Source organism: Cellvibrio sp. (assembly GCF_039207905.1).
GTDB lineage: Bacteria > Pseudomonadota > Gammaproteobacteria > Pseudomonadales > Cellvibrionaceae > Cellvibrio.
This window is the reverse complement of the sequence record NZ_JBCECX010000007.1, coordinates 61,979-87,741: the sequence shown is the minus strand read 5'-3', so window position 1 is coordinate 87,741 and position 25,763 is coordinate 61,979. Positions and strand designations below refer to the sequence as shown.

Annotated in this window: 21 protein-coding genes; 10 read left to right on the top strand and 11 right to left on the bottom strand. The window is 46.7% G+C overall.

The window, feature by feature from the left end; genetic code table 11:
* Positions 1–8: 8 nt before the first annotated feature.
* Positions 9–410 (top strand): VOC family protein, encoded by a 402-nt coding sequence (locus tag AAGC78_RS05865; protein ID WP_435783116.1) that lies wholly within the window; start codon positions 9–11, stop codon positions 408–410.
* A gap of 9 nt (positions 411–419) precedes the next feature.
* On the opposite strand, the gene AAGC78_RS05860 is transcribed toward AAGC78_RS05865, so the two are convergent.
* Positions 420–1,310 carry a LysR family transcriptional regulator gene (locus tag AAGC78_RS05860; protein ID WP_435783115.1) on the bottom strand — a complete coding sequence of 297 codons (891 nt, stop codon included), beginning with the start codon at positions 1,308–1,310 and terminating at the stop codon, positions 420–422.
* 119 nt (positions 1,311–1,429) lie between these two features.
* Here AAGC78_RS05860 and AAGC78_RS05855 point away from each other — a divergent pair, with 119 nt between their 5' ends.
* Positions 1,430–2,293, top strand: a complete 864-nt coding sequence (locus AAGC78_RS05855; RefSeq protein ID WP_435783114.1) for a Vmh family MBL fold metallo-hydrolase — start codon at positions 1,430–1,432, stop codon at positions 2,291–2,293.
* Positions 2,294–2,360: 67 nt separating this feature from the next.
* Here the strand turns inward: AAGC78_RS05855 and AAGC78_RS05850 are convergent, their stop codons facing one another.
* The 4 genes from AAGC78_RS05850 to AAGC78_RS05835 are packed head-to-tail and all read right to left on the bottom strand — an operon-like array spanning position 2,361 to position 4,126.
* Positions 2,361–2,876, bottom strand: coding sequence for a GyrI-like domain-containing protein (locus tag AAGC78_RS05850; RefSeq protein ID WP_435783113.1), 516 nt, complete (start codon positions 2,874–2,876; stop codon positions 2,361–2,363).
* Positions 2,848–3,234, bottom strand: a complete 387-nt coding sequence (locus AAGC78_RS05845) for a YciI family protein (RefSeq protein WP_435783112.1) — start codon at positions 3,232–3,234, stop codon at positions 2,848–2,850. The genes AAGC78_RS05850 and AAGC78_RS05845 overlap by 29 nt, the downstream gene beginning before the upstream one ends.
* Before the next feature lie 60 nt (positions 3,235–3,294).
* Positions 3,295–3,702 carry a VOC family protein gene (locus AAGC78_RS05840; protein WP_435783111.1) on the bottom strand — a complete coding sequence of 136 codons (408 nt, stop codon included), beginning with the start codon at positions 3,700–3,702 and terminating at the stop codon, positions 3,295–3,297.
* 58 nt (positions 3,703–3,760) lie between these two features.
* Complete coding sequence (locus tag AAGC78_RS05835; RefSeq protein ID WP_435783110.1) at positions 3,761–4,126, bottom strand: DUF1428 domain-containing protein; 366 nt, start codon at positions 4,124–4,126, stop codon at positions 3,761–3,763.
* 339 nt (positions 4,127–4,465) lie between these two features.
* Here AAGC78_RS05835 and AAGC78_RS05830 point away from each other — a divergent pair, with 339 nt between their 5' ends.
* The 5 genes from AAGC78_RS05830 (at position 4,466) to AAGC78_RS05810 (ending at position 9,881) form a co-directional block, all read left to right on the top strand.
* Positions 4,466–4,813, top strand: coding sequence for a GFA family protein (locus AAGC78_RS05830; protein ID WP_435783109.1), 348 nt, complete (start codon positions 4,466–4,468; stop codon positions 4,811–4,813).
* 44 nt (positions 4,814–4,857) lie between these two features.
* Positions 4,858–5,547: a polysaccharide deacetylase family protein gene (locus tag AAGC78_RS05825; RefSeq protein ID WP_435783108.1), complete on the top strand. Its 690-nt coding sequence runs from the start codon at positions 4,858–4,860 to the stop codon at positions 5,545–5,547.
* Between the two features lie 36 nt (positions 5,548–5,583).
* Positions 5,584–7,386: a monovalent cation:proton antiporter-2 (CPA2) family protein gene (locus tag AAGC78_RS05820; protein WP_435783107.1), complete on the top strand. Its 1,803-nt coding sequence runs from the start codon at positions 5,584–5,586 to the stop codon at positions 7,384–7,386.
* A 132-nt stretch (positions 7,387–7,518) separates the two neighbouring features.
* Entirely contained in the window at positions 7,519–8,235 is a 717-nt protein-coding gene (locus AAGC78_RS05815) for a phosphatase PAP2 family protein (RefSeq protein WP_435783106.1), read from the top strand.
* Positions 8,226–9,881: a phosphoethanolamine transferase gene (locus AAGC78_RS05810; RefSeq protein ID WP_435783105.1), complete on the top strand. Its 1,656-nt coding sequence runs from the start codon at positions 8,226–8,228 to the stop codon at positions 9,879–9,881. Before AAGC78_RS05815 ends, AAGC78_RS05810 begins: the two co-directional genes overlap by 10 nt.
* Positions 9,882–9,888: 7 nt before the next feature.
* Here AAGC78_RS05810 and AAGC78_RS05805 read toward each other — a convergent pair whose 3' ends face one another.
* From AAGC78_RS05805 to AAGC78_RS05785, 5 genes are all read right to left on the bottom strand, one after another.
* Positions 9,889–11,238, bottom strand: a complete 1,350-nt coding sequence (locus AAGC78_RS05805; protein WP_435783104.1) for an ATP-binding protein — start codon at positions 11,236–11,238, stop codon at positions 9,889–9,891.
* The gene (locus AAGC78_RS05800) at positions 11,214–11,879 is read right to left on the bottom strand and encodes a response regulator (protein ID WP_435783103.1); all 666 of its coding nucleotides are present in this window, start codon (positions 11,877–11,879) and stop codon (positions 11,214–11,216) included. The genes AAGC78_RS05805 and AAGC78_RS05800 overlap by 25 nt, the downstream gene beginning before the upstream one ends.
* Positions 11,880–11,933: 54 nt before the next feature.
* Positions 11,934–12,278, bottom strand: coding sequence for a hypothetical protein (locus tag AAGC78_RS05795; protein ID WP_435783102.1), 345 nt, complete (start codon positions 12,276–12,278; stop codon positions 11,934–11,936).
* A gap of 116 nt (positions 12,279–12,394) precedes the next feature.
* Positions 12,395–13,639: an RNA polymerase sigma factor gene (locus tag AAGC78_RS05790; RefSeq protein ID WP_435783101.1), complete on the bottom strand. Its 1,245-nt coding sequence runs from the start codon at positions 13,637–13,639 to the stop codon at positions 12,395–12,397.
* A 29-nt stretch (positions 13,640–13,668) separates the two neighbouring features.
* Positions 13,669–15,162, bottom strand: a complete 1,494-nt coding sequence (locus AAGC78_RS05785) for an MFS transporter (protein ID WP_435783100.1) — start codon at positions 15,160–15,162, stop codon at positions 13,669–13,671.
* A gap of 817 nt (positions 15,163–15,979) precedes the next feature.
* Between AAGC78_RS05785 and AAGC78_RS05780 the strand changes: the two genes are divergently transcribed.
* From AAGC78_RS05780 to AAGC78_RS05770, 3 genes are all read left to right on the top strand, one after another.
* Positions 15,980–19,120 carry a TonB-dependent receptor gene (locus AAGC78_RS05780; protein ID WP_435783099.1) on the top strand — a complete coding sequence of 1,047 codons (3,141 nt, stop codon included), beginning with the start codon at positions 15,980–15,982 and terminating at the stop codon, positions 19,118–19,120.
* Positions 19,121–19,236: 116 nt separating this feature from the next.
* Positions 19,237–20,742: a tryptophan halogenase family protein gene (locus AAGC78_RS05775; RefSeq protein WP_435783098.1), complete on the top strand. Its 1,506-nt coding sequence runs from the start codon at positions 19,237–19,239 to the stop codon at positions 20,740–20,742.
* 105 nt (positions 20,743–20,847) lie between these two features.
* Entirely contained in the window at positions 20,848–22,362 is a 1,515-nt protein-coding gene (locus tag AAGC78_RS05770; protein ID WP_435783097.1) for a tryptophan halogenase family protein, read from the top strand.
* Between the two features lie 119 nt (positions 22,363–22,481).
* Here the strand turns inward: AAGC78_RS05770 and AAGC78_RS05765 are convergent, their stop codons facing one another.
* Positions 22,482–25,658 (bottom strand): discoidin domain-containing protein, encoded by a 3,177-nt coding sequence (locus tag AAGC78_RS05765; protein WP_435783096.1) that lies wholly within the window; start codon positions 25,656–25,658, stop codon positions 22,482–22,484.
* Positions 25,659–25,763 lie beyond the last annotated feature (105 nt).

Below are 25,763 nucleotides of genomic sequence, written 5' to 3'. Positions count from 1 at the left end.
TAACTAATATGGCTCCCAATTTAATGCTAATCGATCATGTTCATGTGTCGGTTAAAGACCGCAAGCTGGCAGAACAGTGGTACAAAGATGTATTGGGTTTTGAGCGGGTTGCCGAATTTGATAAGTGGGCGACAGATAAGGGGCCGTTAACTATCGGCAATGCTCAGGGGAATATCCATCTGGCGCTGTTTGAGTCAGAGAACATCCAAAATACAGTAATAGCGTTTAGTGTTACTGCAGAAAATTTCTTTGCCTGGATCGAACATTTGAATGACAAGGGAATATCGGTAAATCCTATCGATCATGATCTTTCGTGGTCAATCTATTTTCGTGACCCCGATGGTAATCCATTTGAAATAACCACTTACGAATATGCCGCTATTCATGGGTATATGGAGTGGGATGCTTGATAGTAAAAATTACCAGGGTTCTGATTCAAAACGCACCACTAAAAAATCAAGGAACTTGCGCACGCGCATTGGTAGATGATGGCGCGATGGATAGAGCGCATTGATTTCCAGTTTTGGTACCGACCATTCGGTTAACAATGGCACCAGTGTTCCGGCAGCAATATAACAATTGGCAAGATAGCTGGGCTGTAAGGTAATTCCACCGCCCGCCAGAGCCGCGTGCAGCAATACAGCTGCATCATTAGCGGAAAAATGGCTGTGAATTTCAACCTTGGAAACCTGGTTTGCGCGGGTAAATTGCCATAAATATTTTCCGGTAGTGGCGTGCGACATACAGCGGTGGTTCACCAGCGAATCAGGCGATTCCGGTATGCCGTATTTTTCTAAATAAGCAGGTGACGCAACCAATACGGATGCGCAGCTCGCGAGGCGTCGTGCAATTAGCATCGGGTCCGGTGTGTTGCTAATACGTATGGCGAGATCAATACGCGCATCAATTAAATTGATGCTGGCATCACTCACATTCATATCAATATTCAATCCGGGATGTAGCGATTGAAAATCAGCAATGGCGCTCGCCAATTGGGAATAAGCAAAGGTCGCGCTGCAGGCTAGCCGTAACTGGCCACGCAATTCGCTATCCGGCATTGTTGCGGCTTCCAGTGTTTCATCTGTCAGTGCCAAAATTTGCTCGCAGCGCTGTAAAAATTGTTCGCCTGCTGCGGTGAGGGTGACGTTACGCGTGGTGCGCTGCAGAAGTCGCTGATTCAACCATTCTTCCAGTTCGCTCACGTAGCGGCTCACCATCGCGCGCGATAGTGCCATTTGCTCGGCAGTTGCGCTAAAGCTGCCGGTAACGGCTATTTGGCTAAACACGCGCATGGCGGTCAGTTTGTCCATGTTATTTGCTCGGTTTTTGAAACAGTGTTGTTCGTCAAGTGCGATATATGATTTGTTTTTGAAATATTACACTGGCAATCAAAGCAGTAACAAGACAACTTAATCGCAGGGTATAGAGTATGAAACGCACGTTTAGCGCAGTGGCTATCGCTGCCAGTGTGTTGTTGGGAGCATCAATTGCACAGGCGGCCGATTTGCATATCGCAACGTATAATCCACAGGAAAAAGGTATTTTCCCTGTGTCATCAACGCTGATAACCGGCGAGAAAGAAGCCATTTTGGTTGATGCACAATTTGGTGTGGGTGATGGAAAGGCATTGGTTGATCTTATTCGCGCCAGCGGTAAAAAACTCACGCAAATTTATATCAGTGCTGGCGATCCTGATTACTACTTTGGTTTAGAGCCTATCGTTGCCGCTTTCCCCGATGCCGATATTATTGCGAGTCGCAATGTGGTCGAACATATCGAGCACACCAAAGATGCAAAACTGAAATACTGGGGGCCAATTCTTGGTGAGCAAGCACCAAAGAAAGTGTTTGTGCCGAAGGTATTTGACCGCACCAGATTGACGCTTGAAAACCACAGTATTGAGGTGCGCGAGATCAATACCCACAACGCCTATTTGTGGGTGCCATCAATTAAAGCGGTTGTGGGTGGTGTGCTGGTCAGTAGTGGTATTCATTTGTGGACTGCTGATACACAATCCAAAGCGGCGCGTGCTGAGTGGATCAGGGCGCTAACAACATTGTCTGCGCTTAATCCTGCGACTGTCATTCCCGGTCACTACATTGGCACAGTTCCCAAGGGGGATGCTGCCGTGTTATTCAGTCGCGAATATTTGCAAGCTTATGAAAAATTGCTAGTGAATAAGCCCACATCGACTCAATTAGTTGATGCATTAAAAAAAGCTTATCCACAATTGCCCGTCGATGACGGTATGGTAATTAGTGCCAAGGTTGCTACTGGCGAAATGAATTGGTAGATGCAGACGCAAGCGCTATTGTTATCTGCTGGATAAAAAACCTGTCGCATAAGATGCGACAGGTTTTTTATTTTGTAATCGGCAACCAAATTTCAATATCGCCTTCGCCGATTTCCGGATTAAATTGCTCGCCATAGCGCTCAAAAAAGTGCAAGCGATTATCTAGCGCCGCTGCATGTTGATAACCGGATTCGGGCAGCCATTGATCAAATGCATAATCAATGGTGTTGCAAAGAAGTCGCACTGACCCTTGATGCACAAACACCGCGTAAGTTTGCGATGGGATAATAAACGGGCTAAATTTTTCAGGCAGTCCGGTAAAGTCCCACACAGAGCATGCGGCCATATAGTAATACTCGCAGTCATCTACGCGAATACATAAACCGTAATCAGCCGACCCAACGCGCTGGGGAATTTCATCCCAGCAAGCAACGAGTGTTTTCCACAACTGCGGGATTTTTTCTGCCATATGTTCGTCAAGTTGCTCGCGCAAGCCTGCTACCAATAATGGGCCGGCTTGTTCGATGCGCGGTGCTGCAACGCTGCTTGATGTATCAGGCAAAGTGTTGTTGGTGTCGTTCATCTTTTGTTGAATCCAATTCGCGGATCGGGCGGATTTCTATAGTGCCTAGACGCGCCGGTGGAATTTTGCTGGCGAGTTGAATGGCCTCATTTAAATCGCGTGCATCCAGTAAATAAAATCCTGCCAATTGCTCTTTGGTTTCAGCAAAAGGGCCATCGGTAATCAATGGTTTGCCGTCGCGAATGCGTAAGCTGGTCGCGGTGGTTGAAGGATGCAATGCGTTGCCACCAATCATTTTTCCGCTATCACGTAAATTCTGGCCGCAGGCTTCACATTCACTGTTCAGCGCTTTCCACTCATTGGAGGTCATATTGTTGATGATGTTTTCATCGTAATAAACCATGCATAAATATTTCATCTTGCCCTCGCAAATACTTATTGGAAATTGCGCCGGTGTTGCCAGCGCTTTGTGGAAAGATTATGCCTGAACGTGGGCTGGGTCCATATACATAATTTCCCAGTGGTGACCATCCAAATCTTCAAAGCCGTGGTAATACATAAAGCCGTAATCCAATGGCTCCGTTGGCCAAGCTTTGCCGCCAGCAGCTACTGCTCTGCTGATGGTGTCATCTACTTTTGCGCGGCTTTCACATGACAAGCAAACAATAACTTCTTTGCTTGCATGGCCATTGGCAATTTCTTTGGAGGTAAAGGTTTTAAATTTTGGCTCGGTTACCAGCATGGAATAAATCGTATCGCTAATCACCATACAAGCCGCACTTTCGTCGGTAAACTGCGGATTAAAGGTGTAACCGAGATGCGAAAAAAATGCTTTGGATTTTTCCAGATCTTTCACTGGGAAATTAACAAATACTTGGGTTGGCATGATCTTGTCCTTTGTCGATGTTATAAGCGTGTTGAGTTAAATTATTCGTAGCGTGTTGTTATTCGTAACGTACTATGCTTTTAAATCCGCCGTAGGCCATGCGTTTGAAATCAAACGGTGGATTGTCTTTGTTGCACATTTCGTTCAGGCGCGGGTCGGCCATCACCAGCGCGTTAATGCGGTCACGTTCTTCGCGCGATGGGTAGATAATCCAGGCGATGACAACGGTTTCATTATCTTTGCAGCCCGCGGAGGTGCGGAACGATGTCATGTCGTGGTGCTCAAGATCTTCAGCCAGGCATTCCCAATAGGCAATTGCGCCATGCTCTTTCCAAACAGCGCCTGATTTGCTGGCCATTTGTTGGTACTCGGGAATTTTTTCCGGTGCTATTGGTAGCAAAAAACAATCGGCATAATGAGTCATTTTGATTCTCCTTCCAGATTTCCAGTTAGGTTGGTCATGTTTTTCGTTAAATCATTGAAAATTGAGTCATTTTTTGCGATGTGAAAGCTCCTTCAGGTGGAGTTTTGTCGTTTTTCATAGAGTAGTCGTACAGCGAAACTCAAAATCGACAAGGGAGCGAAAAATATTTTCTGTGTTTGGTTTGGCCGGTTTTAGCGCCTTACGAGCTAACCTTTAATGAGTCGGTGGGTGATCCGTGCGGGCTTAGGTGCCTCTTCTTTATCCGTCGGAATCCATTTATAGTCAGTCGTTAATAAACAGACCACAGCTTTTCAATTTTTATCAATGACGGGAGCCTATATGAATTATCACGGCAGTTGCCATTGCGGCAATATTAAATTTGAAGTGGAAGGAAATATTGATAGTGCATTGTCATGCAATTGTTCTATATGCCAGCGCAAGGGGACTCTACTGTCGTTTTTTCCGGCAGATCAATTTACCTTGTTGGGGTCTGGCGAAAATGTAGGCGACTACACCTTTAACAAGCATGTAATCCATCACAAGTTTTGCAAAATTTGCGGCGTGAGTCCTTACGCTGAAGGCACTGATCCCAAAGGTAACCGGACCATTGCGCTCAACATTCGCTGTATTGAAAATATCGAGTTGGAAAAAATTCCGGTCAATCATTTTAATGGGCGTGATCATTAATCACGGATAGTTATCGCTCAGGTATATTTGGTAGGGAATAGCAGTTGAAGAAAATTATTGTTGCAGTGATAAGTTTGCTGGTGATTGTGGCCTTGTTGTTCCAGTTGAGCCGAAGCCGTGAATATCAGGTTTTTGGCAAGCTGGTTAGTCGGGTTGAAACCACTGAAAAAGTCGTCGCATTAACATTTGATGATGGCCCCACTAAACACACCGGAAAAATCATCAATTTGCTTGGCGAAAACAAAGCCACTTTCTTTTTAACCGGAGAGAGCATTGCGCAGCATCCTGAAGCTGCGCGGCAGTTGATTGCAGCGGGGCATCAAATTGCAAATCACTCTTGCTCGCATAAGCGCATGGTATTTCTCAGCTATCAAACGATTGAAGATGAAGTTGAAAAAACCAACCAGCTGATACGTTCGGTTGGATATGAAGGTGAAATTGTTTTCCGCCCACCCTACGGTAAAAAATTATTTATCTTGCCTTGGTATTTGCAGCAACAGGGAATTACTACAATTACCTGGGATGTAGAGCCTGAAAAAGACGATGCAATCGCGAATGATAGCCAGGCAATGGCGCAGTATGCGCTTGACCAGGTTAAGCCGGGTTCTATTATTTTATTGCATGTCATGTTTGATTCCCGTCAAGCGTCGATGGATGCAGTTCCCCTTATTATTCGCGGACTAAAAGCCAAGGGTTATACCTTTGTCACCGTCGATGAATTGTTGAAGATGTAATCCGCCAACCCATTTTATTTTTCAAGAGTCAGTTCAATGCATCACCAGGAAACACTCCTTCACGCTATTTATTATTTGTTGGCCGCTACTATTGCTGTGCCTTTGTTCCGTCGTCTTGGTTTGGGGGCGATTCTCGGTTATCTGGTTGCCGGTGCAATCATTGGGCCTTATGAATTGGGTTTGATTTATCGCCCGGAAGCGACCTTTCAATTTTCCGAATTGGGTGTGGTGCTGCTGTTGTTTGTAATTGGCTTGGAATTAAATCCGCAACAGTTGTGGAAGATGCGTTTGGATGTGGGGGTGCTGGGCAGTGCGCAAATGTTGCTGACCGCATCCGCAATTATGGCGTTAATCGCCATCTTTTTTGATCTGACCTGGCAACAGGGTTTTATGATTGGCCTTGCGCTGGCGCTCTCATCCACTGCATTTGCTGTGCCGCTAATGGAAGAGCACAAAATAATGGGTGTGCCGATTGGGCGAAAAGGTTTTTCGATTCTACTGTTGCAGGATCTCGCGGTAATCCCGATCTTATTATTGCTCGCCAACTGGGCACCTTCCGCTGATACCGAACATCATGTGCCTTGGTGGTTGGGGTTGTGCACTGTCGCATTTTTGTTATTGGCGGGCGCGCGAATTTTTAACCCGCTGCTGCAAATTGTTGCTAAGTACGGTAGCCGTGAGATTCTTACCGCTGCCGGTTTATTAATTGTATTGAGTGTTGCTTACTTAATGCAGTTGGTGGGTTTCTCCATGAGTATGGGGGCATTCCTCGCAGGCATGTTGCTTGCGCAGTCCAGCTTTCGCCATCAATTGGCTGCCGATATAGAACCTTTCAAAGGTTTGCTGTTGGGTTTGTTTTTTATCGCGGTGGGAATGTCACTCAACTTACGCTTATTGTTTGCCGAACCGTTTTTAATTCTGTTGCTTGCACTTACATTGATGTTGGTAAAAGTATCGGTAGTTGCATTGATCCTGCGCCTCCGTAAATTTCCTTTGAAGGAAGGATTGTTGATGGGCGTTATGCTCGCACAAGGTGGTGAATTTGCTTTTGTGGTGATGGCGACTGCAGAGCAATCTGCATTTATTCCGAAAGAGATTGGTAACTATGTGGTGTTGGTGGTGGGCATTTCTATGGCACTGACCAGTCCTTTGGTGATGTTATATGAGTTTGCAACCCGCAAGCGCACCATGCAGGAAAGCGCGCAGCATGAAGCGCAACAAGCAGAAAACTCCCTCAAAGAATTAAATGAACCTGATGGGCATAAAGCGGAAGTGATCATTGCGGGCTTTGGTCGCTTTGGTCAAATTATTGGCCGTATTCTCACTGCCAGTAATATCCCGTTTAATGCGTTGGATAAAAATCCCGATCATATTGAGTTCTTAAAAAATTACGGCGTGCGCAGTTATTACGGCGATGCTACCCGCATTGAGTTATTGGAAGCGGCGGGCATACGCGATGCAAAAGTGCTGGTGATCGCACTGGTGAGCATTGAGGCATCGCTAGAAGTAACTCGTCTGGTTAAAACACATTTCCCACATATCACCTTGATTGTGCGTGCGCGTGACCGCGCCCATGCCTACCAATTAGTTGAGTTAGGAGTAGAGAAACCTATCCGCGAAATTTATGAATCCAGCTTGAGTGCGGCCATGCGTACGCTTACCGAAGTGGGATATACCGAAGGACAATCACAAAATGCGATTGATATTTTCCGCGAGCACGATCAGAGCTTAATCAATCAAGCGATTGCGGTGAGTAAAGATCCGAAGGAATTAGCGCAGTTAGTTAAACAAAGCCGGATGGAGTTGAAGGAGTTGTTTAGTAAGGATCGCCAGTTATAGAATCAGTGAATGTTAAGTAATACGAGAGGGTATTTTAATCAAGGTCACGGCTATTCAAGTTGTGACCATTTCCTAAGTGATAGCTAAGTCTTCTACTTTAAGCTCGCCAACTCTTACATATTGGTATGAGTTATGGTCGCTAATATTGATAGATGGCTAATCACACATCTTTTATTTCCGTTGCTTGCTTTGTGTCTGGCTTCAATCTGCATCACTGTTGGTGACGTAGATCGAGGCTTGGCAGATTATTTCTACGGTATTCAAGGCAATAGCTGGGCATGGAAAGACCATTGGATTACTGAAACGTTTTTCCATCGCGGCGGGCGTAACATCTCCCTTTTTCTATTGTTACTTCTATTAGTATTTTTGGTTGCATCGCATTTCATTTCCACTCTTCAATCGTTAAAAAAACCATTATTTTATTTATTTCTGGCTACTGCTGGCAGCAGCTTACTCATTAGCTGTTTGAAAGCACTACTAGCCGTATCTTGCCCATGGGAATTCTATCGCTATGGTGGCGATCTTCCCTATCTCGGTGTTGTCGATCAACTTTTTCAGCGTAATGGTAGTGGATGCTTTCCCGCAGGGCAGGCAAGTGCGGGTTACGCGTGGATATCCTGTTATTTTTTTGGTGTTTACTGTTGCTCAAAATGGCGCTGGCTGGGACTAGTGCTTCCCTTGATTGCCGGAAGTGTTCTTGGGCTCGCCCAGCAAATCCGCGGAGCGCATTTCATTTCTCACGATTTATGGTCTGCGGCGATTTGTTGGTTTTTTTCGCTAACGCTTTTTTTCTGTTTTTTCGGTGCGCCTGCTAAACAACATGTGGGCGAGGTGGTGCCATGTCTTTGAGTATATTGATGTCGGCACGATCTGTAAGGATTGGGACAGGTGTGAGTTCTATCCAGGCTGCATGGATATCTGCGCTCTGTTTTATTGCCTTTTACAATACTTCGTTTTTTGGTGCGATTTTTCATCTTATCGACTACGGCAGTCTGAGAGGCATAATTTTTATTATTAACCTTAGCATTGTGTTGTGGCTGCTAACATTTATAGTCATTTCTTTAATAACATTTCCCTATGTGTTTAAGCCTGTGTTATCGGTACTGCTGATTACGTCAGCAGGTGTTTCTTATTTTATGGGCACTTACGGTGTGGTTATTCATCGTATGATGATTCAGAGTGTGGCAGAAACCGACTTCTCTGAATCTTTGGATCTTCTGAGTTTACGTCTTGTTCTGTATTTTCTGGTGTTGGGGATTTTCCCCTCTCTCTTACTCTTTAACGTTCGTATAAGCTATGAAAAATTAAAGGTGGAGATATGGCGTAAGTTAAAATTTATAGTGGTTGCTTTCGTCAGTTGTTTAATACTGATTTTAAGTATGTCTATGGATTATGCCTCTTTCTTTCGTAACCATAAAAATATTCGCCAGATGGCTAATCCATTGAATTTCATTTATGCCGGACTTTCATATGCAACAACGAACAATCGAGTTTTGGAGATAAAACCTATAGGTGTTGATGTGACGCTGAGTCCACTGGGAAAAGCACAAGAAAAACCTACTTTGTTAATTTTGGTTGTGGGTGAGACAGCTCGTGCTGATCACTTTGGTATTAATGGTTATGGGCGCGACACAACCCCGCTTATCGCACAGCAACATATTGTTAACTTCCCTAGCGTCATATCCTGCGGTACCGAAACGGCTGTGTCCGTGCCGTGCATGTTTTCTGCTTTGGGGCATGACAACTATTCGGACACTAAAGCTAAATCGCAAGAAGGTCTTTTAGATGTAATTAAGCGGGCAGGTATTGAGGTGTTGTGGCGAGATAACAATTCAAGCTGTAAAGGCACTTGCGCGCAGGTCACTTATGAAGATGTGCAGCATTTACAAGTGCCATTACTGTGTAATAGTGAAGAGTGTTTCGATGAAATTTTGCTGCATCAATTGGGTGATAAGGTTGCTTCTTCAGCTGCAAGCCAAGTAATTGTGCTGCACCAGAAAGGGAGTCATGGTCCCGATTATTACAAGCGTTATCCGCACGACAAAACATTTTTTAGTCCGGTGTGCACAACTAATCAATTGCAAAATTGCACACATGAAGAAGTTGTGAATGCTTATGATAATACGATCCGCTATACGGATTATTTTCTCAATAAAACTATTGAATGGTTAAAGGAGCGGGGGGATAAATATAATACGGCATTAATTTATCTTTCTGACCATGGGGAATCGCTTGGCGAATCGGGATTATATTTGCATGGTATGCCCTATTCAATTGCCCCCAAGGAGCAAACTCAAATACCGCTTTTTATGTGGCTTTCTGCTGCCTATCAAACAGAAAATCATATTGATAGGCCTTGTTTAGAAAGAGTGGGTGCTGGTAATACTTACTCGCATGATTATTTCTTTCATACCATTTTAAGCATGCTTAACTTACAGACCGATATTTATAACCCCGAGTTAGATATAGTCAGATCCTGCAGGAAAGCAACCTAGGCAACTATTATTTCAGTGATGTGTGCGGAAACATTACGCGAGCGCATAGCCCGGTTTTTTCTGCGGCGTCATTATTATTAAGTGTTACCTTGATGTTTAGTCTGGTGGCGATTGTGCGAACGATTGATAGTCCGAGCCCCGAGCCGGGTTGGTCATTACCTAGTACCCGGTAAAAGGGATCAAATACTCGCTCTTGTTCAGCAAGTGCAATGCCTGGTCCCGAATCACATATACAAAGTTCTGTGCTGTCCCCATGGTCGGTTAAGATGATTTCAATATGCCCATTTTTTGGCGTGTAGTGGATGGCATTTTCGATTAAATTTTTAATAAGTATTTGCAGATCAATTGGCTGGCTATAAACCTGGACGTCATTGCCAATCACTGCTACATCAATTTTTTTAACATTCGCTAATGGTAAAAGATCTTCCAACAGCTCGCGCAGCAAGGCTTTAATGGAAAGCATTTTTCCCACGGATATCTGATTATCCTGTGCCCTTGCCATGGTCAATAGTTGCTCGATAAGTACGCGAGTGCGTTCAGTGGCTCGGTGTAAATTAATGAGTCTGGTGTGCAGGTCTTCTTTGTCTGGGCTCAGCTCCACCAAGCGTTCAGCTTGCAATGAGATAGCGGTGAGCGGCGATCTGAGTTCATGGGCGGCATCGCGCACGAATTGTCGCTGTTGTGCAATTGAGTCGCGTACGCGTGCAAGCAAGTGGTTAATTGCACCTATAAATGGAGCGATTTCAGATGCTAAATTATGGTCAGGTAATGCGGTTAAATTATTGTCGTTACTCTGGTCGAGCTGTTGTGCCATTTTTTTTAATGGCGCAAAAGCTTGGCGGATTAGATAGGCAACCCAGATCAGTAGCAGCGGTATTAAAATAATAAGTGGGACGAGAGTATTTAGTGCGCTGGTGCGCGCTATCTCATCACGCACCTCTGTTTGTTGTGCAACAACTACACGCCCACCATGATTAAATGTTTTTACCAGTATGCGCCAATAAGTGTTTTGCACTTGATGAGTTTGTAAACCGTCTTGTAAGTTTTCAGGCAGGCCAGGTAGCTCAACTGCATCATCTGTGTTGGCATTGCCAAGCCACTGCACTACAAAATGTGATTCAGGATCTGCGCGTGATATTTCAATGGGTGTATTTGCGGCGGGTTGCACAATTTGTTGGCGATTTGCTAGCGCGGCCAAACGGATAAGCTGCTCATCTTGCAGTTCTATGGCTTCTTCGAATGCCCACCAATACGAAAACAAACCGGAGATCAGAGCGACAACCAAAATGGCAATCGCTGTACCTACCGATAGGCGAAACTGTAACGAATTGCTCAGCTTGCTTTTGCTACCATCCACCCCAGCCCCCGAACATTCTTGATGATGTCACTGCCAAATTTTTTACGTAATGAGTGGATAAAAAACTCAATCGCATTACTTTCCACTTCATCACCCCAAGCATAAATTTTTTCTTCTAAGTCTGCGCGAGAGAGAATTGCGCCAGGGCGAACCAGCAGCGCTTGCAGCAATGCGAATTCGCGCGCAGATAACCGGAGCGGCGTAGCGCCCGTAAGGCAGGCTTCACGAGTGACGGGATCAAGCGAGATAATACCATTGCCCAGATGTGGGCCAGAGTTGTTTGATTGGCGTCGCAGCACTGCGTGCATGCGTGCATTTAACTCGCCTAGCGCGAAGGGTTTTACCAGATAGTCATCTGCTCCTGCATCCAACCCGACAATGCGGTCTTCGAGTGCATCGCGTGCAGTGAGTACAATGACGGGAAGGGGGGATTGCTGCTTTCGAATTGTGCGCAAAACATCGATGCCATCTTTTTGCGGCAGTCCCAAATCGAGTAATAGCAGATCGTATTGTTGGCAAGAAATGGCGTTGAGACCAGAGTTGCCATCCTTTACCCAGTCAACTGCGTAACCGGAGTTTTTCAGGCTTTCGGAAACTGATTCTCCAATCATTTGATCGTCTTCGATCAATAGGATCCGCATCTATTTGCTCCGCAGTACAGCTACCAAATTGAGGTGTTGATTATTCTAGCTCAGTCAGAGCACGTGGAAGATAAATCCAATATCAACAATAGCTGCGACTACAAAAAACAGAATAAACAACTGCCCCCAGCGCATATAACGCTGGCACATGCCGATGAACACTGGATCATTGGTCTGCTGGAATCGATTGGAGGTTATGTAGCGGTATAACGATAGGGTGGAGGTTTCGTCTTGATCTTCTTCGTAGAGCTTAAATTCGTTAAAACACTGCGGGAGTTTTTTTTGGGTGTAGTTGAGTATCAGACGGCGCAAGTAAGCGGTACTGCACACCATCAACAACAAGATGCCGAAGGTGGCATAGGGGGCTACTTCAAATATGGGGGTATTGAAGGTGTGCACAATGTATCGCCCTACAAGGATGAATGCTGAAATCTGCTGGTCGTATGAGTGTATCGCCCAATACTTAAATGAAACTTAAAACCGCATACTCGGGATCACATTGTGCGAGTTTGTTGTTACGGTTTTACGTCCATCAGCTTTTTACGCAGAAACCGACGTTCAGGTTCTTGATCGGTTAATTCCAGCGCCATAGCATAGGCAGCACTGGCGGCGTCAAGTTCCCCAAGTTGGGCTAACAAATCGGCGCGGGCGGCGTGGAGCAGGTAGTAATCAGTTAGTTGTTGGCGTGCGACCAAGCTATCGACCAGTGTCAGGCCTGCTGCTGCACCATCGCGCATGGCGATGGCTACAGCGCGATTGAGTTCAATCACCGGCGATGGATTGCGGACTAATAATAAATCGTAGAAGCCACAAATCTCACTCCAATCGGTGTCGGCAAAACTGGGTGATTCGGCATGGAGCGCCGCTATGGCGGCTTGCAGGCAATAGACATCAACCTCACTGCTGCTGAGTGCGCGCTGGATGAGCGCTGAACCTTCGGCAATTTGTTCATGATTCCATAAACGACGATCCTGATCTTCCAAGCGAATCAAATCGCCGTTGCTATCGATGCGTGCATGGTGGCGTGAATCCTGGATCAGCATTAGCGCAAGCAGTCCAAGCACCTCTGCTTCCGGTAGTAGCTGTGCGAGCAATCGCCCCAACCGGATTGCCTCTTGTGCCAATTCCTGCCGAGTTAATTCGCTGCCGGAAGAAGCGGAATATCCTTCGTTAAATACTAAATAAATTACATGCAGCACTGCGTCGAGCCGCTCGGGTAACTCGCTGCGGCCGGGAATTTCGTAGGGAATTTTTGCATCGCGGATTTTATTTTTAGCGCGCACTATACGTTGCGCGAGTGTGCTGGGCGTAGTGAGGAAGGCGCGCGCGATGGCCTCAGTCGTCAGCCCGCAAATTTCGCGCAGGGTCAGTGCCATTTGCGCTTCAGGCGCAAGGCTCGGGTGGCAGCAGGTGAATATCAGGCGCAGCTGGTCATCTTCAATGTGGAGTTCAGAATAATCCGCGTCCTCACTGTGTAGCTCATCTTCCAATTGCTCGGCAACGTCTTCCCATGAGGTATTAAAGCGCGCGCGTTTGCGGATTTGGTCAATCGCTTTGAAGCGACCAGTCGATACCAGCCAGGCGCGCGGGTTTTGCGGTACACCTTCGTGTGGCCATTGCTGCATGGCGGCTGCGAATGCGTCCTGTAATGCTTCTTCGGCGAGATCAAAATCTTTTAGCAGGCGAATCAAGGTCGCCAATACACGGCGCGACTCGCTGCGATAAATACTGTTGATCAATGCTTCAATACTGGCTGGCATAGGTGTGTCTTGTGTGCTGGCGAGAAAATTTAGCTATTGCTGGTGTCATCGACAAATGCGGTGGCGATAGCGGCAAGAATCATAAAGCCCCCGGCGCAGACGATAGCGTAAATCGGTTGGCCACCGAAGAATTTGCTCACCACCAGCGCAAGGATACTGGAGGCGAGTATCTGGGGTATGACAATAAAAAAATTATAAATTCCTGCATACACACCCATCTTGGCGGGTGGCAATGCGCTGGTAAGCATCGCCAAGGGCAGGGCGAGAATAGAGGCCCAGGCGAAGCCGACGCCAACCATTGCCAGCAGTAACCAATGAGGATCTTCGATAAATAAAAATGAGATCAGGCCGAGCGCGCCGAAACACAGGTTGATCATATGGGTAATCTTGCGATTGGTTTTGCGCACCAGTAGTGGAATAGCAACGGCGGCGAGTGCAGCAAAGCCATTGTAGGCGGCGAATAAAATACCGACCCAATCTGCGCCCTGATTGTAGGCGAGGGAGGTCGGATCGGTGCTGTGATAGTGATGCGAGGTTACCGCTGCAGTGGTGTAAATCCACATGGAAAATAACGCAAACCAGGACAGGCATTGCACGATTGCCAGCTGGCGCATGGTGCGCGGCATCAGCACCATATCGCGGGTAATCTGGTAGAGCGCGTTGTCGGTGCGACCGGCGTTTTGCAATGTGCCAGCGGCGAGTTGTAGCAACCCGAACAACACAACACCAAGACTGAGCACATAGAGTTTGTGGTCGAGTGAGGCAATCGGGATTAATGCGGTGGCGATAATCCCGGCGGCTAAAAAAATCGTTCCCCAACGCGAGAAGCCGGTGTATTGCTGCTCGATCACATCCAGTTTTTGCTCATCGCGCCAGCGCTGGAAGGTGGCCATCTGCTCCGGGCTGTATTCGGGTGTGCTGTAGGCTGACCATAACAGGCTGAGCAATAAAATTGCTGCGCCTATATAGAATGCATAAGTCACCGATGGTGGTACATGGCCCTGCGGGGCGGTGTTGGCGATGTCCAGCCAGTTATTCAAAATCCACGGCAATGCCGATGCGACCACCGCGCTCACACCGATAAAAAAACTCTGCATGGAAAATCCGGCCGAACGCTGCTTGTCTGGCAGCATATCGCTCACCATCGCAATGGATGGTGCGAGGGCGATATTGAGCGAGGCATCGAGTACCCAGAGCATGCCCGCGGCGATCCAGAGTTCAGGGGAATTGGGCATCACCAGCAGTGCGAGGGTTGCGGCAATCGCACCGCACAAAATATAGGGGCGGCGGCGGCCGTTGCGATGCCAGGTTTTATCGCTCATATAGCCGATAACCGGCTGGATCAGCAGGCCGGTGATGGGAGCAGCAACCCAGAGGATGGGGATCTCTTCAATGGGCGCGCCGAGAATCTGAAAGATGCGGCTCACATTGGCGTTCTGTAGGGCAAATCCGAATTGGATGCCGAAAAAGCCAAAGCAGAGGTTCCATATCTGCCAGAAACCGAGTTGCGGTTTGCTATGCATAGCGAATTCTAGGTTATTAGAGGTTATCTGCACCGGCAGTAGCGGCGGGCGCAGTTGGCCATTTATTAGCGCAATCGTGTAGTTGCTGGCGATTATAGCGAAAAGCCCACCGGCGTGGGGTTCCACATTACGTCTTATCCATAGTGGGTCGATGGCTAAGCGCATCACAGGTGCGGAGCTATTGTGGTCTTGGCTGCCGGTGTTTGCCCTGCAAGCGCATCCTCTTAAACAAAGCGTTGTTTTCGATCAATCAATAGTCTGCTGTCATTTCGTCATTGCCCTGTTGTTTTATCCTCACACTTTTTCATTGGCAATCCGGATTTGTTTTTCTGCGCATTAAAATCACTCTCTGTCGAGTGACTATTTTCGTTTCAATTAATTTTCTGAAAACGTTTTCAGAAAATTCACAAAAAATTTATTTGCTAAATAAAAAATTATTTTTAACTTGAAATCGATTTCAAAAAATTGAAAACGATTTCTTTTTGTCTAGGCTATTTTTAGCTATGGACATTCTTCTGGCGCCGTTATTAAGATGATAAAAATTAAAAGGTTGCACGTTGTCACAGGGATAAAAAATAAGGTTTTAATTTATGTGCGCGCTTCTACAATCGACAAAAAATAAAAAGCTATTCCTTGACGCAGCCCTCTTAGCTAACTACCAAAATTTATTTACATAATGAATAACGATGAATTCACCCTTACCCTTTGGGGGTGATTTGTGTGTTTGATCTATAAGACAAGTACGCAAGTTCAACATTGGGGATTTATTGAAACACGCGTAAAAAATAATTCCATAAATCGGTGAACGGAGAAGTCCATGAACACGAAACGAGGCTTTAAGAAAAAACTTATTGCAAGTGCGATAGCGTCCTATGCGGTATTTGGCATAGGTACACAAGCATTTGCACAGGATGGTGCTGATTCAGTCGAAGAGGTAGTTGTCCTTGGTGTGAAGGGCGCGCAACAAAGCGCGATCGCCACCAAGCGCGAAGCCAAATCTATCGTTGACGGCATCTCCGCTGAAGACGTGGGTAAGTTACCCGACGTTACGATTACTGACTCTTTGCAGCGTATTACCGGTGTGCAAATCCAGCGTAATGCGGGTGAAGGTTCGCGCCTGAGTGTGCGCGGTATGGATCAGGTTGCAGTAATGATGAACGGCGAGCAATTCCTCGCTGCGGGTAATCTGGCTGGTGCGCAACCTGACTTTGGCGATGTGCCTGCGCAATTATTGCGCGCAGCAGACGTATACAAAAGTTTGGATGTAACCAATTCGGTGTCCGGTATTACCGGTACTATCGATATCAAAACCTTCCGTCCGATGGATTTCAAAGAAGGATTCAGCGCAGCCGGTGGCTACGATCTTTCTAACGGTGAAATCAGCGATGAGATGGATAGTACTATCAACGCCTTGATTAACTGGCGCAATGAAAACCTCGGTGTGATGGTCTCCGGTGTTACCGGCGAAAAAAATCTGGCGAACGATTATGCCGGGCGCGCAGGTGATCCGGGTGCTTATCAAATGGGCCCAGGCAGTGCATTTGAAGGTAAGTGGACGGTTAACCAAAACCACGGTTATCGTTTCTCCCGCTCCGCGAACGAGCGTAGCCGCGATGGTGTGAACGCCGCGTTGCAAGCGGACCTCGGTAATGGTTTGGAATTGGTGGTAGAAGGTTTCTATACCCAAGCCAAAGAATACCAACGCGAAGTGGGCTTGAACATTTCCAACCGCTGGCAGGGTATGACCGCGCTCAGCGATGAACGCAAAGCTATGTGGGATGACCAATATCAAAATGGTTGGACCGGTGCGCAAATCGCTGTACCAACTCACAGCTCTGATTCAATTACCGGCAAAGATGGCCGCGAGTGGATCATTGCCGACCAATTCAGTGTAGAGCCACTGTGGTTGCAATCGATTGGCGGTAACCGCGTGATCGATGCGGGTTCTAAAAACTTCAATGTTGAATTGAATTTTGACAATGATGGTGCGCTTACCGGTGGTTTGCGTGCGATCAGTGCGGAAGCCTATAACAATGTGTTGTTTGCGACAGCACAGGGCGGTATCAACAGTTTCCGTGGCGACACAGTGCAACGCCTGTACGGCCATTTCTATCCAAAAGATGTGGTTGAGCAATATGGTTTGGTGCTTGATCCGGATCGTTTGGGCGAAGTAGGTGTTAACGGTGGTCGCTTTGTATTGCCTAACCCTAAAGGCTATAACGAAGATCCACTGCTTGGTTTGAACTACAAGGGACACACTGCACACTGGAGTGGTTTCGACCAAAACATTGCTGGTGGTTTAACCGATGCCAGCGGTGAAAAATCACTCGCCACTTATATGGCCAACAAAGACAGTTGGATCATGGAAGGTGAGCAGTTGGAGCAAGACAACGACACCTCGGCCAAAATGAGAGCCTTCAGTGCTCACGTGAATTACAAGTTTGAAGATTCATTCATTACTGATGTAGAGGTTGGCCTGCGTGGCAGCACCCGTTCAGTTGATGTAGAAGCTTATGACTACTGGGCACAATTCTACGTGAACTCCAACAACCGTCTCACTGGCCCTGATTTGCCAAACGCCAGCAACATCACTGGTTGTTATGCGATGTGGCGTTCAATCGACCAGAAATTTGATGGCGGTGGCAGTGGTGCTGAATGTTCTGCGGGTGAGCGTTTGGTTGGAAGTGATCCGGCGTCATTCACTCCATACTTCGTATTGCCACCACAGCCGCTGGATCATTTCGGTGAGAAGCTGCAATTCGTAACTGACTTGGGTAAATACGCGAAAGGTATCCCCGGTTTCTGGGCAGTTGATCCAACCACCTTTGATAATCCTGAAGCGTTTAACCGCAAAGCGTTCAATGACATCAAAAAAATCATTGCGCCAGCAAACAGCTACACAGTGACTCTGGATGAGTTGAGCAGTTACCTCGTCGGCAACTTCGTTGCTGGCCCTGTCTCGGGTACTCTCGGTGTGAAAGTGATTGAGTCCGAGATATCGGCCAACGTTTATCAAAGTACCGGCGTGCAGCGCGCTTACGGTGGTTCGCATTACTACACTGGCCGCGAAACTAACAAGAAGAGCCGCACCGATGTGCTGCCATCTTTGAACCTTGCGTGGGATGTTGCTGAGGACGTTAAGTTGCGTTTGAGCGCAGCGAAAAACAAACAGGAATTGGATTTGTTCCGTTACGGTTCCAGTTTGAACGTGTTCACCGGTCCGGATCCGGATGACTCAACCCAACGTATCCCGAGTGGTTGGAACTCACAGGCGGATATCAACCTCGATCCATGGTTGAGTACTAACTACGACATCTCTGCGGAATATTATTTCGGTGAAGCGAGTATGTTTAACATGGGTGCCTATCTCGTCGAGATTGAATCCTTTGTTGAGCAAAAAGAAAGTTATATCGATGTGGTATCCAGAGGCAAAACCTACAACATCAAAGGTGATGGCCCGGTAGTTGGTAAGGGCGGTGAAGTGAAAGGTTTGGAATTGGGTGCGAAACTCGCATTCAGTGACCTCACCGACAACTTCCTCAGCAACTTTGGTGTGGATGTTAACTACACTTACTCACCGAGTGAGCGTCCGGGTCTAGCATCTGACGTAACTGGTGAAAAATATCCGTTTGCTAACAACTCGGAAAACACCTACAACTTTATTGTGTGGTATCAACAGGACAAGTTGCAGGCGCGTGTTGCAGTTAACGGCCGCGACGATCGCTTCGTACAGGATTACGGTCCATTGAACCAAGCGGTTTTTGCCAAGGGCACTACTTATGTCGACCTGAACGTCAGCTACGATGTAGTGGATGATGTAACGGTATATGCCCAGGTTGCCAACCTCACCAGCGAAGACGAAAAACAAGTCTATCGTTTGGCTGAAGGTGTAGAGCAAGCGTCCTTCGTGTATGACAACGAAGCGCGTTACTCTATCGGCGTCCGCGCCAAGTTCTAAGCAGTAAGTTTGACCGAGTAAATTACTCCGGGCAGCAGCACAGTTGCCCGGAGTAATTCCAGCGTAATCAGGGAATCTGGTTACATTGATAAAAACATAACAATGATGTGATGAATATGCGCGCAGTAAAAAGCATGATTATCGTCGGTGGCGGTACGGCAGGATGGATGGCCGCAGCTAGCCTCAAGCACCACTTCAAAGAGCGTATTGATATTACGCTAATCGAATCCTCTGAAATTGGCACTATCGGTGTGGGTGAAGCAACTATTCCCGCTATTCGCCATTTCTATTACAACCTTGGCCTGAGTGATGTGGATGTAATCCGTGCAACGCGCGGAACCTGCAAGCTCGGCATTCAGTTTCACGATTGGCACAAACCCGGCTCTCGTTTTGTTCATCCCTTCGGTGTGTACGGGCAATCGTTAAAAGGCACTGAGTTTCATCACTACTGGTTGAAAATGCGCCGCAAAAATATGGCTGCCGAGTTGGGTGATTATTCCCTCGGTGTGATGCTGGCAAAAAACAGCAAATTTACTTTCCCTGCAAAAAATCCCCCTTCATCACTTTCAGTATTTGATTGGGCATTGCATTTTGATGCGGCACTGTTTGCCAAGATGCTGCGGAAACATGCAGAAAATAACGGTGTAAAACGCATCGATGCAAAAATCATTAACGTCAAGCGTCGCGATAACGATGGTTATATCGAATCGGTACAACTCGATTCCGGTTTGACTTGTGAGGCGGATTTATTTATTGATTGCTCTGGCTTTAATGCGATCCTGAGTGAACAAGCACTGCAAACCGGTTATGAAGATTGGAGTCAGTGGCTGCTGTGTGATCGCGCTTATGCGGTGCAAAGCAAATCGGTAGCGCCACCTAATTCATTCACCGATGTTACTGCTCGCCCTGCTGGCTGGCAGTGGAAAATTCCACTGCAGCACCGCGTGGGTAATGGGCACGTTTTTTCCAGTCAGTTTATGCGTGACGAAATCGCGCGCGAAATACTGCTCAATAATATTACCGGCGAACCACTGCATGAACCGCGCAAAATTATGTTTAAACCCGGGCGGCGCAAACTGGCGTGGAATAAAAATTGTATCGCACTGGGTTTAGCTGGCGGCTTTTTAGAGCCCTTGGAAAGCACCAGTATTGCATTGATCCAAACCGGTATTGAACGAATCCGTTCGCTGTTGGCAGCCTGCCAATACAACGACACTATTGCGCGTGAGTTTAACGAAACCACCGTGTTGGAATACGAGCGTGTACGTGATTTTGTTGTGCTGCATTACAAATTAAATGGTCGCGATGATTCAGAATTCTGGCGCTATTGCCGCGCGATGAGTATTCCCGATTCGCTGCAACACAAAATGGAATTGTTTAAATCAACTGGTCATGTAGTGAATTACCGTTGGGAAATGTTCCATGTCCCCAGTTGGCTGGCAATTTTTGAAGGCTTTGATTATCTGCCTGATGTCTACGATGCCCAGGTTGATCAGCTGGATGAAACAATGCTCGCACAAAATCTGGAGCGGATGCGCGAATCATTGCGCATGGCAGTTGCAGACACGCCGGATCACGCTGATTTTATTGCACAGTATTGCGCCGCAGAAGAAATGGCGTAACTACATTTGGCTAATTAAATTGGGCTAACTAAATTAAATATTGCTTATAGACACAGCGGACCTCTAAAAAGCAGGTCCTTCTAACAATAAAAGCAGGGCATGTATATGATAAAACCCTTGGAAAAAATCGTCATTGTTGGGGGTGGTACTGCAGGTTGGGTTGCCGCATCGATGCTGGCTAATCATATGGCAAAGCCTGACTATTCTCCCTCATCGGTCAAAATAGAATTAATTGAATCGTCAGAAATTGGCACTGTTGGTGTAGGCGAATCCACCATTCCGCCTTTTCTGGAGATGCTTACTAATCTCGGAATTAATCAACAGGATTTTGTTAAATATACCCAAGGCAGTTTTAAATTGGGTATCCAGTTTGATAACTGGCTGCGCAAAGGCGAAAGTTATTTTCATCCTTTCGGTACAATTACCGCAGGAATGAATGAGCAGATTTTCTTTCAAATGTGGCTGAAGAGTGCACACCAGGGGGATAAGTTTGGTCTGCAGGATTTTTCACCGTGCAACATTATGGCGAAACATCGCCGCTTTTATTTACCACAACTTCTGGAAAATTCACCTGTTAGCGAAGCGCGTTACGCATTGCATCTGGATGCAAAACTGGTGGCGGAATATTTGCGCCAGTATGCAGAGGCGCGCGGTGTGGTGCGCACTGAAGGTAAAGTGGTTGAAGTGATACAGCGCGACGATGGCGCCATTGCCAGCGTGGTGTTAGCTTCTGGCGAAACGGTAGCGGCAGACTTTTTTGTAGATTGCAGCGGCTTTCGCGCACTGTTGATTGAAAAAACCTTGGGCTCAACCTATCGCGACTGGACCCATTACTTGCCTTGTGATCGCGCAATCGCAACACAGATTGAAAAAGTAGATGAGACAGTTCCCTTCACTCGCGCTACTGCTGCGGATTATGGCTGGATCTGGCGTATTCCTTTGCAGCGTCGTATAGGTACCGGCTATGTTTACGCGAGCCAGTATTGCAGTGACGACGAAGCATTGAATACTTTGAAAAGTACGCTTGATGGTAAAATTTTACTCGAACCAAAAGTTATCCCATTCCGCACTGGTGTGCGCGATGAAATCTGGAAGAAGAATTGTATTTCGATTGGCTTGGCTTCCGGTTTTATCGAGCCGCTTGAGTCAACAGCCATTCATTTAACCGTACGGGGAATGGTACATTTGCTGCGCAACTTCCCTGACAAAGATTGCGATCCTGCATTAATCAATCAATACAATCGCCGTATGATTGTAGAATACGAAGAAATTCGCGATTTTATCGTACTGCATTATTGCATGACTGAACGTGAAGACACTGCCTTCTGGCGCTGGTGCAAAAATATGGAGCTGCCGCCATCCCTGAAGGAGACTATGGATTACTATAAAGTCCAAGGCGGTCTCCCTGATATGATTGATGCATTATTCCATTCCGTAAACTGGCGCTCTGTTGCCGAAGGAATGGGCGTTCGCCCACGTAAGTATTCTCCATTGATTGAAGAAATGGATTACGAAAGTGCAAAGAAGAAGATGCTTGATTATGCAGAGACGATGGAAGCTTACGTAAAAAAACTCCCCAGCCAGGATCAATTTATCCGCGATAACTGCTCGGCTTATTAAGGAATAAGTTTTCGGCAGTGACTGGTTTTTGATCGTGGCGAATTGTTTGCAAAAGCTGGCTCACAAAAAAAACCTGTTGATTACTCAACAGGTTTTTTTGTCTCTTATTGTTAACTTAATTATCTCACCGTAATACTGAAATCACTCGGGCAATCATTCTTAATATTCACGCCGTTGTTGATCAGTGTCAGGTTATTAAATTCCACTTGTCCTGCGGCGCAACCCTGGCCTGCTTCTGGTAATGGGTTTGCCCAAATGCCGTAACCGGAGCGGTTCGGGTAAGCGGGATTTGGATGGGCGCCGGAAATAGTGACGTTAGTGAAAATAGTGTCCTGAAAAATATTTTGCCGCTGCCCGCCGACATAATTGGTTTGAAACATAATGCCGTGGAAAGTGGGGTCAATAATATCCAGATCGCGAATGCGAATGCCCTGGAAGCTTTTTGAGGCAGAGAACATCCACAGCGCGGGGAATACCTGGTTATTCCAGAATGTCCCGCCTGAGCGCAGAATGGTAATACCTTCAAAGTTAGTGGTTGGGTTCGACTGGAAGCCTGTGAATGGATAACCAAAATCCAATGAGCTGATGGTTACACCGGAATATACCAAGGCATCTTCCACGTGGATATTTTTAAAGGTATTGCCTTGCCCACCATAAGAAGCCAAACCAGCGGCGCGCCAGGGTGTCATGGCAGTGAGGTTTTCAAATAAATTATTTTGCACAATGCCGCCGCCGTTATCGGTTGCTGCAAATAATGCAAAACTGTCATCACCAGTAGTGCGTGCTTCATTGTTGACTACATGGTTGCCGCTGCTGCCGTTAGTGAAGTTAACACCATCTGCAAATAAATTGCGCATGCGCGAATTTTTAATGGTGATGTTGTGCACGCTTGCGCCCCAGAACATACACACTGTGTGTTCAGTCCAGATATTGTCGATAGTTACGTTGGATACACCATTCAAATCAAATACTTTTCCAGGGCCATCAATACGGCTGGTGTAATTGCCAAAGAAACTGAAGTTGGCAAAGCTGGTACCGTTTGCTGTGCTGTTAACGGAAAATCCTGCGTCGGTATTGGATTGATTGGTCGGTGTTTCAAAACGGGTATACCAAGGGCCAGCACCAATCACTTTGATTGACTTGCCATAGATCTGGAATTTTTGCGCCGTTTGGTACGTCCCCGCAGGTAAATAAACGCCCTGTGCATTCCCCATACGTGCTTGGTCCAATGCATTTTGCACTGCCTGGTGGGTGAAACCAGTCGGTGTAATAAATGCGCTTGGGTTTGGATTGGGAACAGGTGTTACTTGTTCCAAGCTAATAAAATCGATGGCGTATTGCGACGTGTTTTGTGCATCTTTTTGCAAACGAATTTTACTGCCGATCGGAATAGTGCGGTCAAACATGATGTTGGCTTCATCGTAAATATGCCGTGCATGTCCTGCACTCGGACTATTGCCTGGTTGGGTTTCTGAGCCATACATCCACGCATGTTTTGAATTTAGTGTGATGGCTTTTTCAAACTGGCCATTCACATAAATATTCAATGTGGCAGTAATGCCATCGCCACCTGCTGCATCTGGAATCGAAAAGCGTGTGACCAAAGTATTGGTGGTTTCGTTAGTGGTGAATTCCACGTAGCTGCCATTGCTGTTTAAGGTTACTGCGCGACGGCCAGAAGCTTCACCCGCAAGATCACCCACAATCCGATTTGGCCCCACTAATTGCGCACCGCCGCCAATTACACCATCTTCCGCTTGATAAATTGTGTAGGGCATAGTGGCACCGCGTTTATCAGTCGGACCCGGGTCCTGATTTTTCGCGAGTGTTGTGCCAGTAACTGCAGAGCTTAATGCTGAATTCCCAAAGCTGTTATAGGCGCGCACTGTATAACTGTAGCTGGTGCTTTCAGTTAAACCTGTATCTTGATACGAGTTAGTTGTGACATCGGCAACCACCACATTGTTGCGCAATACTTTGTAGCCTGTCGCGAGGTCGGTGGCATTCCAACTGAGATACAAAGACGATGAAGTTCCACCGGCAACCACAAGATTTTGCGGTGTAGCTGGCGGCACTGGGTCGGGATATCCATGTACTTCAAATTCCGACAACTGCGCTGCAGTCCAACCGGTATTGCCCGTGATATTCACACGCACAAAACGCGTCGCCGTTTCTGCAAAATTAATGGTTACCGTATTTGCCGATGCTGGATTAAATACGTATCCCGCTGTATTTACCAAGGTATTAAATGCAGTGCCGTTACTGCTACCCAATACCGATAAATTTTGCGTGCGTGTTGCCCAGGCTGGATCATTGGGTAATTTCAAAACAACTTTGCTCACGCGATGGGTGCTCCCCAAATCAATCGTCAATGTTTGCGGAAACGCATTGTTGTTGCTCTCCCAATAAGTTGCTGCATTGTTATCAACGGTATTGGTCGCGGGTAAAAATCCCAATGCAGAACTCGCTGTGACTGGCTTACCTCCGGATACTTTTACTACTTGCGGATTTTGGTTAATGCTATCGGTGGTCACATTAATGCTATTGCTCGGGCTTGAGCTACCGGCACTATTAAATGCACGCACGCTGTAGCTGTAGGCTGTGCTTGCCGATAAGCCATTATCGGTAAATGTTGTACCTAGGCTAGTGGTGAGGAAAGTACCGTTGCGCAAAATTTCATAACCATCGGCACCGGCTGCTGCCGTCCAGGTGAGTGAAATACTGGAGCTGGTTTTGCCAGTTGATGAAAGATTTTGCGGTACAGCAGGCAGCGCAGGATTATTATCGCCATAAACTTCCAACTCGGAAATTTGCGCTGCAGGCCAGCCGTTGTTGCTGGTGACATTTAAGCGTAAATAGCGCGTATTAGTGCTGGGCAAATTAATGGTGACATTATTGCTGCTGGCAGGATTAAACGTGTAGCCGGTACTGTTTACCAGGGTGGAATAGGTTGAACCATTAGTGCTACCAGCGACAGAAATATTTTGTGTGCGAGTGCCCCAATTGCCGGGCAGTTTTAATACCACACGATTAACATTACGCGCGCTGCCTAAATCCACGGTGAGTGATTGGGGAAAGGCATTGTTCTGACTTTCCCAGTAGCTGCCTTGATTGCCATCAATAGTATTGCCAGCATTATAAACATCGACAAAGCTGCTAGCGCTGACGGGTTTTCCTTGCGCCAAATTAGTTTGTGCTTGCACGTGAAGTGCGAGCATGCAGGGCAGGCCGATCATGCTGATGATCGCTCCCTGTTTCATTAGGCTATGAAGCCTGTTGGTATTGATAATTTTCATAATAGTGGTCCTTGCGCTTTAGGCGCATGTGGGTTGATTGACAAATTATTGTTATAGGAACTGGCGTGTCTTTAAGATGGTGTTAAATGTTGGGTAAATTTAAAT

What these genes read in the sequence shown, in the direction of transcription:
- AAGC78_RS05785 (WP_435783100.1), bottom strand. Translation starts at nt 15,162, where the DNA reads ATGCATAGCAAACCGCAACTCGGTTTCTGGCAGATATGGAACCTCTGC.
- AAGC78_RS05865 (WP_435783116.1), top strand. Translation starts at nt 9, where the DNA reads ATGGCTCCCAATTTAATGCTAATCGATCATGTTCATGTGTCGGTTAAA.
- AAGC78_RS05830 (WP_435783109.1), top strand. Translation starts at nt 4,466, where the DNA reads ATGAATTATCACGGCAGTTGCCATTGCGGCAATATTAAATTTGAAGTG.
- AAGC78_RS05845 (WP_435783112.1), bottom strand. Translation starts at nt 3,234, where the DNA reads ATGAAATATTTATGCATGGTTTATTACGATGAAAACATCATCAACAAT.
- AAGC78_RS05800 (WP_435783103.1), bottom strand. Translation starts at nt 11,879, where the DNA reads ATGCGGATCCTATTGATCGAAGACGATCAAATGATTGGAGAATCAGTT.
- AAGC78_RS05810 (WP_435783105.1), top strand. Translation starts at nt 8,226, where the DNA reads ATGTCTTTGAGTATATTGATGTCGGCACGATCTGTAAGGATTGGGACA.
- AAGC78_RS05835 (WP_435783110.1), bottom strand. Translation starts at nt 4,126, where the DNA reads ATGACTCATTATGCCGATTGTTTTTTGCTACCAATAGCACCGGAAAAA.
- AAGC78_RS05765 (WP_435783096.1), bottom strand. Translation starts at nt 25,658, where the DNA reads ATGAAAATTATCAATACCAACAGGCTTCATAGCCTAATGAAACAGGGA.
- AAGC78_RS05850 (WP_435783113.1), bottom strand. Translation starts at nt 2,876, where the DNA reads ATGAACGACACCAACAACACTTTGCCTGATACATCAAGCAGCGTTGCA.
- AAGC78_RS05780 (WP_435783099.1), top strand. Translation starts at nt 15,980, where the DNA reads ATGAACACGAAACGAGGCTTTAAGAAAAAACTTATTGCAAGTGCGATA.
- AAGC78_RS05820 (WP_435783107.1), top strand. Translation starts at nt 5,584, where the DNA reads ATGCATCACCAGGAAACACTCCTTCACGCTATTTATTATTTGTTGGCC.
- AAGC78_RS05855 (WP_435783114.1), top strand. Translation starts at nt 1,430, where the DNA reads ATGAAACGCACGTTTAGCGCAGTGGCTATCGCTGCCAGTGTGTTGTTG.
- AAGC78_RS05770 (WP_435783097.1), top strand. Translation starts at nt 20,848, where the DNA reads ATGATAAAACCCTTGGAAAAAATCGTCATTGTTGGGGGTGGTACTGCA.
- AAGC78_RS05790 (WP_435783101.1), bottom strand. Translation starts at nt 13,639, where the DNA reads ATGCCAGCCAGTATTGAAGCATTGATCAACAGTATTTATCGCAGCGAG.
- AAGC78_RS05860 (WP_435783115.1), bottom strand. Translation starts at nt 1,310, where the DNA reads ATGGACAAACTGACCGCCATGCGCGTGTTTAGCCAAATAGCCGTTACC.
- AAGC78_RS05815 (WP_435783106.1), top strand. Translation starts at nt 7,519, where the DNA reads ATGGTCGCTAATATTGATAGATGGCTAATCACACATCTTTTATTTCCG.
- AAGC78_RS05840 (WP_435783111.1), bottom strand. Translation starts at nt 3,702, where the DNA reads ATGCCAACCCAAGTATTTGTTAATTTCCCAGTGAAAGATCTGGAAAAA.
- AAGC78_RS05775 (WP_435783098.1), top strand. Translation starts at nt 19,237, where the DNA reads ATGCGCGCAGTAAAAAGCATGATTATCGTCGGTGGCGGTACGGCAGGA.